This is a genomic window from Nocardia miyunensis NBRC 108239, from assembly GCF_001613065.1.
In the GTDB taxonomy this organism is placed as follows: domain Bacteria; phylum Actinomycetota; class Actinomycetes; order Mycobacteriales; family Mycobacteriaceae; genus Nocardia; species Nocardia miyunensis.
Window position 1 is genome coordinate 1 of record NZ_BDBQ01000113.1, and the last position, 12050, is coordinate 12050.

General features: G+C 62.6%; 11 protein-coding genes and 1 pseudogene. 3 read left to right on the top strand and 9 right to left on the bottom strand.

Translation table 11 applies throughout. From position 1 onward, the window contains the following. On the top strand, nucleotides 1-489 hold a 489-nt coding region (locus NM2_RS41065), incomplete at its 5' end, for a sigma-70 family RNA polymerase sigma factor (protein ID WP_067681637.1). 167 nt (nucleotides 490-656) lie between these two features. Here the strand turns inward: NM2_RS41065 and NM2_RS41070 are convergent. Next, a complete protein-coding gene (locus NM2_RS41070) occupies nucleotides 657-1901 on the bottom strand; it encodes an amidohydrolase family protein (RefSeq protein ID WP_084532068.1) in 1245 nt (414 codons plus the stop codon). A gap of 148 nt (nucleotides 1902-2049) precedes the next feature. Here NM2_RS41070 and NM2_RS41075 point away from each other — a divergent pair, with 148 nt between their 5' ends. Beyond that, a complete protein-coding gene (locus NM2_RS41075) occupies nucleotides 2050-2430 on the top strand; it encodes a winged helix-turn-helix transcriptional regulator (RefSeq protein WP_067681539.1) in 381 nt (126 codons plus the stop codon). 272 nt (nucleotides 2431-2702) lie between these two features. Here the strand turns inward: NM2_RS41075 and NM2_RS49805 are convergent, their stop codons facing one another. Beyond that, nucleotides 2703-2876: a hypothetical protein gene (locus NM2_RS49805; protein WP_157121722.1), complete on the bottom strand. Its 174-nt coding sequence runs from the start codon at nucleotides 2874-2876 to the stop codon at nucleotides 2703-2705. A 616-nt stretch (nucleotides 2877-3492) separates the two neighbouring features. Between NM2_RS49805 and NM2_RS49810 the strand changes: the two genes are divergently transcribed. Continuing rightward, entirely contained in the window at nucleotides 3493-3786 is a 294-nt protein-coding gene (locus NM2_RS49810) for a hypothetical protein (RefSeq protein ID WP_157121724.1), read from the top strand. Nucleotides 3787-4783: 997 nt separating this feature from the next. Here the strand turns inward: NM2_RS49810 and NM2_RS41085 are convergent. The 7 genes and pseudogenes from NM2_RS41085 to NM2_RS41105 form a co-directional block, all read right to left on the bottom strand. Further along, nucleotides 4784-5548, bottom strand: coding sequence for a DUF2637 domain-containing protein (locus NM2_RS41085; RefSeq protein ID WP_067681545.1), 765 nt, complete (start codon nucleotides 5546-5548; stop codon nucleotides 4784-4786). Between the two features lie 596 nt (nucleotides 5549-6144). Further along, nucleotides 6145-7479 (bottom strand): hypothetical protein, encoded by a 1335-nt coding sequence (locus NM2_RS41090; RefSeq protein WP_157121726.1) that lies wholly within the window; start codon nucleotides 7477-7479, stop codon nucleotides 6145-6147. Between the two features lie 269 nt (nucleotides 7480-7748). Beyond that, nucleotides 7749-8558 (bottom strand): cupin domain-containing protein, encoded by an 810-nt coding sequence (locus NM2_RS53540; RefSeq protein ID WP_157121728.1) that lies wholly within the window; start codon nucleotides 8556-8558, stop codon nucleotides 7749-7751. Between the two features lie 110 nt (nucleotides 8559-8668). After that, nucleotides 8669-8912, bottom strand: a pseudogene (locus NM2_RS53545) (transposase); the annotation flags it as partial. Nucleotides 8913-9361: 449 nt separating this feature from the next. Continuing rightward, nucleotides 9362-9559 (bottom strand): hypothetical protein, encoded by a 198-nt coding sequence (locus tag NM2_RS41095; RefSeq protein WP_067681551.1) that lies wholly within the window; start codon nucleotides 9557-9559, stop codon nucleotides 9362-9364. A gap of 137 nt (nucleotides 9560-9696) precedes the next feature. Further along, a complete protein-coding gene (locus NM2_RS41100; protein WP_218026095.1) occupies nucleotides 9697-11388 on the bottom strand; it encodes a PucR family transcriptional regulator in 1692 nt (563 codons plus the stop codon). Nucleotides 11389-11595: 207 nt separating this feature from the next. Then, on the bottom strand, nucleotides 11596-12036 hold the full coding sequence (locus tag NM2_RS41105; RefSeq protein ID WP_174575743.1) for a DUF1931 family protein: 441 nt from the start codon (nucleotides 12034-12036) through the stop codon (nucleotides 11596-11598). Nucleotides 12037-12050: the final 14 nt, after the last annotated feature.

Here is a 12050-nt window from a genome sequence, read left to right on the forward strand (position 1 = left end):
TTAGGCGAGGTCGATCGGCAATACGGCCGAGTAATGCACCGCGTCGCCAACCGCCTCCTCCATGATTCCAGTCGTGCCGATGACATTGTGCAGGAAGCCCTGATAAGGCTATGGCGGAAACCGATAATGCTCGACCAACCCGCGCTGTCACTGTGGCCATGGCTGCACACCGTGACCCGCAACCTCGCCTACGACGAGCTCCGATCCGCCCGACAACGCCACGAATTCCCCACCGACAACGACACGGCCCTGAACCGCCACATCGACGATCCTTGTACACGTGTCGTCGACGCGTGGATCATGCAGCGCGCGTTGGCAACTCTCAGTTATCAACAGCGTGAGATCATCGTGCACGCCTATTACCGCCGCGCCACCACTCGAGAAATCGCCACCGACCTCGCCATACCACCAGGTACTGTCAAGTCTCGACTGCACTACGCAATGCGCGCCCTGCGCGACGCCTACACAACTGATTGCTCGCTACCGTGACGACCAGGTGCTCAGCTGGGTCGTCTCGTTGAGCTGAAGCATTCTGGGATTTGTCTCGAGCAGTTGAGGTCTTTGGCTCCGGCGTCCATGCTCGCTTGTCGTCAGGCTTGTCGCCGCTGGGCAGCGCCTCGGCGCCGACGGTTCACGGGCAGGCGCTGCAGGCAGGGCTAGCGCTTGTCGATGACGATGTCGCCGTTGAGGATCGTCATGCTGAGCTGGCGAAGGTTGCTGATGTCCTGGGTGGGATCGGCGGTTAGCACGATCAGGTCGGCGCGTTTGCCGGGTGCGACCGTGCCGAGGTCGGGGCGGGCGCAGTGGCGCGCTGCTTCGCTGGTGCCTGCGGCCAGCGATTGGACGGGTGTCATCCCCGCTGCGACCATCAACTCGGTCTCTTCCAGTGTGTTCGCCCCGAATATGCCTCGGCCGGAGAAGGTGTCGCTGCCCAGGGCGATGCGCACGCCGGCATCGGCGATCTTCTCGAGGTTGCCTCGCGTATCCGGATGGACGGCGTCGTGAATCCACAGTGTCGGTGTGTAGGTGATGTCGTGCTCGAGCATCAGGTCGATGAGCGAGTGATCGGTGAGCGGCTCGACCGTGACACCGTGCTCGAGGCCGTCCGCGCCGGCCTCGATCGCTTCGCGTGCCGCGGCCTGCTGGGTGGTGTGGACGGTCACTCTGAGGCCGCGCTCGTGCCCGGTTTCGATGCCCGCCCGGAGCAGATCGGGCGGCAGTCGGACAAGCTCGACTTCACCCGGAAAGGCGGCATTGCGCCAGACGTAGTTCGGTGCGCTGTGGCATGCGCACGCACCCTCGGACAGGAGCTTGATCGCGTCCACCTTCCGGTCGGCCAGATGATGCACCAGATCACGCATCTGCTGCACGCTGCCGACCTCGCCGGTGAACCGTGCGCGTGCCCAGGGATTGCCGCCGAAGATTGTGGCCGCGGGATGCCCGTCGCGTCCGGTAATGCCACAGCCGGTCGCCAGCAGGCGCGGGCCTCGTAGCGTGCCCGCCGCGATCGCGGTCCGCGTCCGCAGTATTCCCTCGGTCGGGTCGCCCACCGACTTGATGGTGGTGATCCCGTGCTGAAGGAACAACTCGAGCCGTCCGGGAAGCTCGTTCTCCTCGAACGTCTGCATCGATTTCGGATCGGACACCGCGAACACGTCGTAGAAGTGCAGGTGGGTGTCGATCAGGCCCGGCATCACCCAGCCTTCGGCCGCGTCGACCTCCTGTCTGCCCCTCAGCGGGTCCGCCGAGACCGCGGCGATTTCTCCACCATTGACCGCGACGTCGTGTAGCCCGGCATGCGCGGTGTGACCGTCGAAGACATGCGTACGGCGGATGACGAGGTCGTACATTGCGGGATCGCGAGCCTCGGTTCTCGTGATGACGTCGCGTTCGATGGTCATTGCTCTCACTCCCGATCGGGCGGTATCTGATGCGAGTCGGCGCCGAGTATCCGGGCCGCTCCCTCGCCCGGGCTTGGTTCCGTTTCGCAACTAGATTACTTTTTACTACCAGATATGCAAATGTGCCCGAGCCCGTATCCTGAAGGATGTGACCGAGACTCAGCTGCCACTGAACATCTGTTCGTACACCGAGCAGGTCTTCGGCTTGCTCGGCAAGCGCTGGACAGGACTGCTCATCGACCTGCTTCTCCAACGCCCGGCCCGATTCAACGAATTGCACGCCGCGCTACCTGCCCTGTCCAAGCGCATCTTGAGCGAGCGACTCACCGAACTCCAGAGCGCCGGCTTGGTCGAGCGCCACGTGGACCCCGGGCCGCCGATCACCGCGACCTATCGGCTCACCGACCGGGGCCAAGGACTCGCCCCGGCGATGGACGCGCTGCGAGTATGGGCCGGCGCCCCGGTCGACGACGAGGGCCGACCGATCCCACCGGGCACGAGCGCACGCCAGACGACCAACATGTCCTGACCCGGCATGGTCGGCGTACACCGGCACAGGGCAACGCATGCGGTGACACCCAAGACGGCCGCCGGTCCGGGCGCCCGAGGGACATGTCCACGCCACTCCGACGATTTCGCCTCATGCTCAATGAGACGAACCCGTCATTCGCTATCTCGGTGCGTTGAGGCATCGCAGGTCAACGCCAGTGGAGTGCCGCAACTTCGATGAGACAGGACACCTGACCAGGAAATATCAGGGCGCTCGCATGTGGCCAATTGTTGCGGTGGATGCAATTCCGCCTATTTGTTGCTGCGCAGATAAGTGCTGTTCTGTTTCGCCCAGACCAACGAGGCAACCCCCGGCATACCATCGTCGAGCTGAGCCAGCGAAGGAGAGTACTCCCTCGCGGCGACCGCGTGTTCAGCAATCTCGAGGACCTCACTCAACGGGAAGAACAAGTCGATCGATCCCACGGCTGTTGACTCCTTGTCAGTTTGGAGGTTTCGGACACACCAAAGCCCGCACGAGCCAACGATGGGGTGTGGTGAGGAACGGCATCGGCGGTGAACGGACCGGACATCTGTGGCCCGGTGATAGACGAGAGGTACGGCGCCGAGACCGAATGCGTCAGGGCAGCAACCATTTCGAGCCAGCGCGGGTGGACGCTCAGTAACTTTTTAGGTGAATTGGCAGTATGAGCCGTGGTGCCCACTACACGTGACGGTGCTCAGCATTCGGTTGGGGATTGCCGGTGCGTGGAGCAGCAGCGAAGCGGTAAGGTGGTACCGCGAGAGGTGGATCGGTCTTGCACTCGTCAGGAGTCCGTAATGACCGACAATCGGCGTTCTAGGTCGACGCGAAACCGTAGGCAGTCATCACCGGAAGTTGTTGCGCGCTTGCAAAGGTCGCGGCGCAGAGCGTTGGATCGCCGCGCCGCTATGCGCGAACGGAAACGGACTGTCACAGCAGCGGTTCGCGACTTTATCAGCGCATGGCACGCGACCAAGCTCGTGCAGGAACGACGTGAGAAGGACATCGCAGATCTGCGGCAACGTATTGATGCAGTCGCCTCCCAGGCCGAGGGGGAGATTGCTGTCAATTGCTGGGCATGAGGAGGCTCAGGCGGAGGCGGCAGCAGCGATCTCTGCCGAGGGGTACAGCGATGATGAGATCGCCGATGTGCTCGAGACGAGCCCCCGGCGAGTTCGGCAATTGATTGCGCGGCATCGCAAGAGCGAACGTAGTGGTGATGCTTCGTCCGGAAGCGGACTTCAGGAGCAGTCCGGTGAAGTAGCGGAGAAGCCACCGGGTGAGACGGATGTCGTCGATAAAGGCCTCACCGTGCCGCCGGAAATCGCCGGGAATCGTAGCCCGGAGGTGTAGTCGGGCCGCGAAGTCGGGGTGCGACATAGGCAGGCTTGATACCGGCCCAAGCTCACGTGCGCAGTGTTCGCTCTGGCTGTGTTCAGCTACGGACAGCGGGATCAGCCCACAGCGTATCCGCCGATGTGCCACACAATGTTGCGGAACTGGTTGGTCGACAACGGCTGCCGAACGGGAACACGGGAGTCGTATGCTGTCGGCCAGTAGCAGCAGCCACAGCGGTGGCAGTAGAACCCGGTGCGCCATAAGGCATACGCTGCAACGCGGCCCCGAGAGATTCGATTGTTTCGTCTAACTCTGCTGGCGAGCACGGCGAAAGCGCCAATCGCCGGTATAGCCGCGAAAAATAGGAACGCAATACTCATAACGGCATTCACTGCCAGGGATATGGGCGTGTTCTCGACGCCAGGGTGGGTGACTGCATTGTCGATACACGGATAGAGCAGAGCTAACACTGGCATCATTAGAACAGCGCCAAGGACAATGGGGCCGGACGTCGAGGCGAGAGGAGGTGTGTACGCGGTCTGATCGGCGAGTTGTGTGGCTTCGGCCCGTTCGGTAACTGCCGTGCCGAAGGTAGGAACGAGACCTTCTGCGGCGATACCGAACCCGGTGTAGGACGTGACGTCGGAGGAGGTGGACAAACCCGCAGACTGTACGGCGGCAACGTTCTGGACGCCGTCGAGCTGGCTACAGCTCGGACACGATATGTCCTGGTCCATGGTCTGACCTCTGCTGGCTAGCAACCGTAGAGTGGTGTTGTCGGACAAGAGATTCGCCCCTCTCATACAACATCGTGGACAATGATTTGTCGAGCGCGGTGCGGATGATCCAGGTCGTTATCCTTGCACCGAGGCGACGGATCCCTCTCTGAGACAGTCAATTCACGTTCGGAGGAGGAGGGCGGGCAGATCACTCGCTGCGTGAATCTGAGGGGCGTAGTGCCGGTGGAGAAGTGCGGCGAACCACACCGAATGGGGAACGGTTGTGCATCTTGCTAGTCGGAGGGCTCGGTTGTGTTCTGTGGCGTTGCGTTGTCCCGAGAGGTGCTGGCGCTGAGTGGGGCTGGGGCTGGAAGATCGAGCTCCGCTGCTTGCTCGATGATCCTGCTGATCGTGGAGCGACTTCGGGGAGACATACGTGCGATTTCCGTGGGAGTGAGCCCATCCTCGTGATGCCAGGTGAGAATCTGAACGATGTCCTCAGGACTGCGGCGGTGGACTGGGTCGCGACTGCAGAGTGCCATAGCAATCCGGGCCCATCGCCGATCTCGGCTGTGGCTGTACATCGGTTCCGCGGTATTGCCGTCGGACGGTAGCGGCCGCGGTGAGCTGTCGTCACCGAATGCTGAATCGGCGGCTGGTGGTTCATATGCCGGGGCCTGCTGCGCACGAGTGAGCGCGATGAGCGCGACAGTGGCCTGGGTGGCGGAACCCTCGATGATCAGTGGCCATAGCCACGTCTGCTGATAGGGGATACCAGCCAGTTGCGCGAGCGCCCGCAGCGCCGTGAAGGACAGCCAGAATGCCGCAGCTGCAATGAACACGGTCATGGTGATCGCGATTCGGTGTACAGAACGGCTTTGGGATCCTGCCCGTAAGAGGACGGTTACACCGTGCACGGCCGTCAGTAATGCGATCGGGGGAACGACGGCGACCCCGGCCGCGAGCACCGGAACGGCGTGTGCGTGCAGAACTGCGTGCAAAGCGTTCCCGGCGACGCTTACCAGCGCCGACACGGCGAGCACAGCCCAGAAAAACATGTGCGCACGCGGCGGTGCTGCGGGCGCGGCATCCGGGCGGAGAACGCACGCGTGCCCAGCGGCCGAGTCGGTGTGCGCAGACACAGTTTCCTCCTTCCTGGGATTAGGTAGCTGGTGGTGACGTGTGAAGAAGCGGTTCGGATTACCAGACCACAAGGTTGGGGTTCGCCGATCTTCTCAGTGATCCCCCCGAGCCAGAGTGCGCGGCGAGGATGGCGAGAAGGATGCCGTGCCGGAGTTGGACATGATGCTCGCCCACTCGTCGGTGACCTGGCCGTGCACTGGCTCGACTAGGCGGACTGGCCTGGATCGAGAAGTACGCTGGATCCGCAGATCCAGCGCTTGAGTACTGTTCCGGCAGAATGTCGGGGTAGGGCCGACGGCTGCGACGAATCGTGCGCCGTGGGAAGAGCACGACGGTGCGGTGGTGTCGCACGGATTTCATCGTGGCATCGTGTCGAGGCTTCCGAGATCGGCCGACAGGTTCGGCACCGTCCACGGACTGAACACTTCAGCGGTGTATTTGGTCGATCCTTACCGACACGCGCACGCCGGAGCGGACAGTGGCTTTGTCCGCTCCGGCGAATGTGTTGGCCTTATGGTTGCAGCCATTCCGGTGGTGTGTAGTGTTCGGCGCCGGCGAAGCTGCCTGGTGATGGAATCTGGCTCTCCAGCATCTTTATCTGCCTGGCCTCGTATTGGTCGGCCTTGCTATAGGTTGTTGCTGCTTCCACGATCGCGTTTGCAGAGTCGGTGAGGTCACCGCGGACTGCGGTGAGCAGTCCGCCGAGGGTTCGCGCCGCCTCGTTGAATTTCCCAACCGCCCTCGGGAACTGCTTCTGCATGCCGTCGATGTGGGCCCCAGTGCAGATCTCGGCCCCGCCGTCGTACCATTCTGCTGCTCCGGGGAGGATACGATATCCGGTGTAATACAGCTGGACAATACTGACCACGACCGCGTCTTTGGCGTCATGGAGTCCTTTGAACTCCAGCTGACGATACGCCTTAGGTTCGAGGTGTGGGCTCTTGATCCGCGCGAACGGACTGCCGAAGGGGCCGGACGAACCGAGGTCGGTTTCGAGTCCACGATCGATCTGCTCGTCGAGCTCCGCAATATTCATATCGAGCCGGTCCAGCGACAGCCAGGCGTTGTGTACGAGAGAACTCGCCGAATCTCCCGCTGCGGGGGCGACGCCGATGGGCTCCTCATGTGCGGGCGACTTCGATTCGGCGATCAGGCCCCCACTCACCCCGAGGGCGGCCAGGCCCACCTCGATCGCTGAACCTTCGGGTCCGGTCAGCGCTCGGAGCAATTCGACCGCGTCGGCAAGAATCGCGGCGAATCCGCCAATTTCTTTGACCCCTTCTTTTTCCTCACCGGGCAGCGGTCCGGGATCAGTACCGCCGCCGAGGCGCGAGATGAGATCCTTGCAGATCCAGACGACGCACTCCTTGGCTCGTTCGGCTCCGTCGGCGAGCGACTTGGCACCGATTGCCATTTCTCGCGCACACCCGCCATGTATCTCCGCAGCTTTCCTGAACGGGTCAAGGAAATTGTGATAGAAGGAGTCAGCTCCGTCGCCGTGCCACTGACCGAGGTGGATCATTTTCTCCACCTCGTCGACGCCGTCAGCAGCCCGTGCGATTGCGCAGTAGACAGAACTCCCCGACGGAGACTCCCATCGATCCGATTGGCCTGCGAACTGATCGACCAACGGGTCCATGTCGTGCCCGTCCAACGAATAGTATCCGCGGAACCGTGTAATCAAAGTCGACAGATCATTATTGAAAATATTCAGAGCTCGTTGTGCTTGCTGCACTTCACTCGGGTTCGTCGGGTCGTAATTCTCTTGACCTTTGAACGTATTATCGGCTACCTGTCCGAGCCTGGTGAGAAGCGGCTCCAACTCGCCCTGCAGTGACATTCCCATCGCAGATCCTTACATATTCTCTGCAACGGCTGGGCGGGCCCGTTAATCAACCGCTGCTGCCTCTCCGCCGGTCTTGGCCAGCGCCGGTGCCACAGCGACACCGAGAGCCATAGCGGCACCGGTGAAGCGGGCCCCGGGTTTCTGTCGTGATCTTTTTCTTGCTTTTTGCCGTTGGTGCTTGCGGGCGCGGGCTGCCCAAGCCGAACGCTCCTCGCCGGGGCAAAGACTCTGCGGCACCTCGGTTCCGTCGAACCGACAATCGATGCCGATCACGGCGACGCGTTGCATCCCTTACCGACTATGACGCGACTTCGGCTGCGAAAGTTGACGGTTCCTGCCGGTTGTTGTCGATGCGCGCCCTGCGTCAGGAGCGGTGTCGATAGTCCCTGGGGCTGATGCCATACGCCGCCCGAAACAGCCTGCTGAAGTGGGATTTGTCGGTGAAGCCCCAACGGCTCGCGATGATATGCACCGGACAAGCTCCGAAGGCTGGGTCGGTCAGGTCGTGTCGGCACCGCTCGAGTCTGCGCTGCCGGATCCAGCCAGCTATGGTCTTGCCCTGCTGCTGGAACAACCGATCCAGGTGGCGTGTAGAGATATGGTGGGCGGTGGCTACGAGGTCGGGCGAGAGCTCCGGGTCGGCAAGATGCGACCCGGTCGGGTGAGAAAGGCAGGGCCCGCCGCGGAAACTGGGCCATGACCATCTCGCAGTGATCCGACGCCGTCCAACTGTCGAACGGACGGGATGAGTCGTAGAGCATCAGATCGCCCGGGCCGATCTCGACCTCTCGATCTGCCTGGCTGAACCGGTACCGGCCGCTCACCGGGACCGCGAGCTGAAACTGCTCGGGATCGGACTTCCTGATCTGCTTCGTCGTCCGGAACGACCGCAGCTCCGGCAGGCTCATCGTCGTGATCTGTGCGGTGGAGAAGTCCGCCATACGCATCACTGCGACGAAGTCGTCGGACCCGTTACCGACGCACTCGGTCGGTACCAGCGCCTTCGATGTCACCTCGCGCCACTGTGCCAACCGTTCTGCGGCGGGCAAGTCCAAGGTCTGAAAGACAATCTCGAGCATCCGCCCCCCTGCAGTTGACTGATTTACCCAGGGTAGTCAAATGACCTGGGGCGTAAGACATTGCGGGACAAGGTGCTCGATCAGGGGATCGGCGCCGCTGCCGCTTAAAGGACGACCTTGGGTGCGAACGAGGAGTCTGTGTAACGACGCACGCTGATTTCGCCCGCGCTGATCTCGGTGATCACCATCCTCGATCGAGTTCCATTGCAGGAGTTGGGCGTTCGAGCCGTGTTTCTCGTAGCCGACATGCGTGGTCATCTCCGCCTCGCGGCGGTTTCGAGCACCGTGTTGGTCAATGGGTTGAGCAGGCCCAACGCCCCGGACCTTGGCTTGAGCCAGCAACTGCTCGGCCAGATCGGACCGGAATCAACATCCGCCGCTGTTCGGACACACCCACACCCGAACTCCAACGGCCGGAGCGTCACTCAAAATAGCGGCCATATTCCCGTCCCGGTCTCGCTTGCGCGAGAAGATCACGAGCTCCGAGAGGTCACCGGGCCGTACAGTTCAAGCCGGCAATCGCAAGAAGCGTTGCTGGTCAGCAGCGATTTGAGTGTGCCAATAGTGTGCCAAGACAGACCGATACAGGACGGACGCGGCGATATCGCCGGTACGTTAAAGACACTCTGACCTGGATCAAACGGTACCTGGTGGACCATCCAGCACATCGCGGAGTTCCCTGGGGGTCAGGTGGTCGCAGGTTCAAATCCTGTCAGCCCGACAAGAAACCCCTTCCGACCAAGGTCGGAAGGGGTTTCTCTTTCCTGGAGAAGCTCCGCGATTCGAACGATCTCACAAAAATCTCACATTTTCGCCCCCGGTCCGCGCGCCCAGGCCTCCAGCACGGCTCGATTGTCGGGCACGGTCTCGGGCACGTCGATGTAGTAGGTTTTGGCGCCTTCGCGGGTGTTGCCGAGTTGACGGGCGGCGCGTTCGGGGTTGTCGAAGGCGTTGTCGACTCGGTGGCCACGCCTTTGCGGCAGGTGCGTGGGGTGACCCAAGCGAATTCGTCGCTGCGTGCGGCCCGCCAGGTGCGCCCGAAGTTGTTGGGGTTGCGTACCGAGCCGTTTCGGGCCGGGAACAGCAACCGGTGCGGGTTGGGGCGCGCGGTGACTACTGGCTGGCGGTCGCAACAACGTCACGGGTCAGCGCCGACGGACAGGAATTGCCATGCGCGCGTTGCGGCTTGGAGATTGAATCGGATATTCGCATCACGTAAGTCGAAGCCGGTGAGTTCGCGGATGCGGCCGAGGCGATAGCGCAGGGTGCTGCGATGGATGTGTAATACGGCGGCAGAATCGTTATAGTTGCCGCCGCACTCGAGATACTGGGCCAGGGTGTACACGAGGTCCGAATGCCGCGTGGCGTCGTACTCCAGAAGGGGACCGAGCCATTCGCGTATGAAGCGGTCGACCTGACCGTTGGCGTGCGCCGCGTCGACCAGACGATAGAAGCCGAGTTCTTCGAATGCCGTCGCGCCGTCCGGTATTCGCGAATGCAGCCGGATGTGGATGGCGCGGTGGGCATCGGCGAACGAGCGCACGAAGTCACTCGGCTGCTCGCACCGGCCGCTGATTCCGATGGTTATCGGCGTGGCGTCGAGGCGTTCGTGGATCGCGTGGTGGAAGGCGCCTGGATCCGGTCTGCGGTCGGTGATCAGCACGACGGTGCCGCCTTGGCGGCCCTGGATGTACTGCAGGCTCAGGGCCGACGCGGCGCGGCTCGCGGCGTAGGCGATCGAATCGTCGGCGCGGCCTGCGCTGTGCACCACGACGACATAGTGCGTTCCGTGCAGGTCGTGTCCCAACGCTTCTGCGCGGGCGTAGGCGCTGTCGTTGTCGGTGCCGGAGGCGAGATCGTCGATGAGCTCGCGATGTAGCCGCAGTTCGATCTCGGCGAGAGTGCGTTGATGTGCGAGTTCGAGGGCGAGCATGGTGCTGCCGTAGACCAGTGCGAACAGCTGAGCATCGACGACTCGATTGTCCGGGTCGATCAGCGCGACCGTGCCGAGCACATCGCTATGCGGTTTCACCAGCATGATCACCCGATCGTTGAGCCGTAGCGGCGCATTGTGGGTCGCGAGTCGATGCAGCAGTTGATCACGCTGCTCCGGTGCGGCTTTGGGATAGGGTTCCGGTCGGCCGGGGCCGGACCAGGCACGCAGATTTCCGAAGGGATCTTCGACCGCGACCGGCAAATCGGTCAGCTGGGCGAGGGCGTCGGCGATACCCTGTTCGCCCTGTCCGTACGCGGCGGCGCCGGCGAGCACCTCGTGCACCCGCGTTTGCTGTTCGAGGCGTCGCACCGTGGCGGCCAAGTGCTCGTTGATCTCGGTGAGTTCGGTCGCGTGGGCGCAAGCACGTTCGAACATGGTCGCATTGCCCAGCGCTGAACCGGTGAGCTGCGCCAGCACTTCCAGCAGGAATATCTCGTCCGGCCGTGGCTCGCGGTCGGAGCCGACAACGAGTGAGCCGACCGCTCCGGACGAGTTCCGCAGGACGAACGCCCACCCCCATCTCTCGCCGACCAGGTTCACGCTGCCCTGGCCGCCTTGGGCGCTGACCTGCGCGTCCAGGCCGGGCTGTGCAGGCCGTGTCGGCGAGGACCTCGTGAATTCGTCGTCCACCCGGCGATAGCTCGCCAGGGTGCGACACGAGCCGAGGGACGGAACGGCCGCACGGGCCATGCGAAGTATTTCCACTTCGTCGTGCTCGCTCGACAGCGCCGCCGACAGCGCGCACAACCCGTGCAGCGACGCCAGGTGTGCGCGCGCCGGGCCATCGACGATCGGGTGACTCAACAATTGCTGATTCATGCCGTTCTGGCCCATCGTGGTTTTCGGTCGAACCCGGCGCTGCGGCGGCCTCGGCCACGCCCACCCGGATGATTTCGGCCGATCCACTCGCCGCCACGCGCACCGATTCGCTCCGAGTGACGGACATCCAGATGCAGACTGATTCTGTGGACGTTGGCCACCGACAGTACACCGACAGATCCGGCGTTTGCGGCCTGTGACGAATATGCAATCGTTGCTGCATCAAAGCAGCAGATGAAATATCTCGAACACCGCGGACCATTCGGCGGTTCCCGGATTTTTGACCCTGGGTGCGATCGTGACGAACGTTTGCGCGAGCGCCACGCTGAGGCCGCCGGCGATCAGCGGCAGCCGGTGCTCGGTGTCCTCCGAGAGGGCGAGGTCGAGCGGGGGGCGCGCCGCGAGTTGGTCGAGCAGCGGTTGCAGCTCGATCTCCTCATCCAGCTTCTCGAACCGATGGATGCTCTGCTGCAGTCCCGCGGTGATCGGAAGATCCCACGATTCGATCACATCGCGCGAGTTCGCCTTCGCTGACGCCTTGGCGACGACGAACAGGTCGTAGATCTTGTCGTCGATGAATTCGGTGTAACGTTTGAGATCATTGCGGTCGACCTGCAGCCCGGCTGCGGCACGGAAGAAACGCTGAAATTTGACAACGCCCATTACCGGCATTTCGG

What these genes read in the sequence shown, in the direction of transcription:
- NM2_RS41070 (WP_084532068.1), bottom strand. Translation starts at nt 1,901, where the DNA reads ATGACCATCGAACGCGACGTCATCACGAGAACCGAGGCTCGCGATCCC.
- NM2_RS41085 (WP_067681545.1), bottom strand. Translation starts at nt 5,548, where the DNA reads ATGTTTTTCTGGGCTGTGCTCGCCGTGTCGGCGCTGGTAAGCGTCGCC.
- NM2_RS41090 (WP_157121726.1), bottom strand. Translation starts at nt 7,479, where the DNA reads ATGGGAATGTCACTGCAGGGCGAGTTGGAGCCGCTTCTCACCAGGCTC.
- NM2_RS53540 (WP_157121728.1), bottom strand. Translation starts at nt 8,558, where the DNA reads ATGCTCGAGATTGTCTTTCAGACCTTGGACTTGCCCGCCGCAGAACGG.
- NM2_RS41100 (WP_218026095.1), bottom strand. Translation starts at nt 11,388, where the DNA reads ATGGGCCAGAACGGCATGAATCAGCAATTGTTGAGTCACCCGATCGTC.
- NM2_RS41105 (WP_174575743.1), bottom strand. Translation starts at nt 12,036, where the DNA reads ATGGGCGTTGTCAAATTTCAGCGTTTCTTCCGTGCCGCAGCCGGGCTG.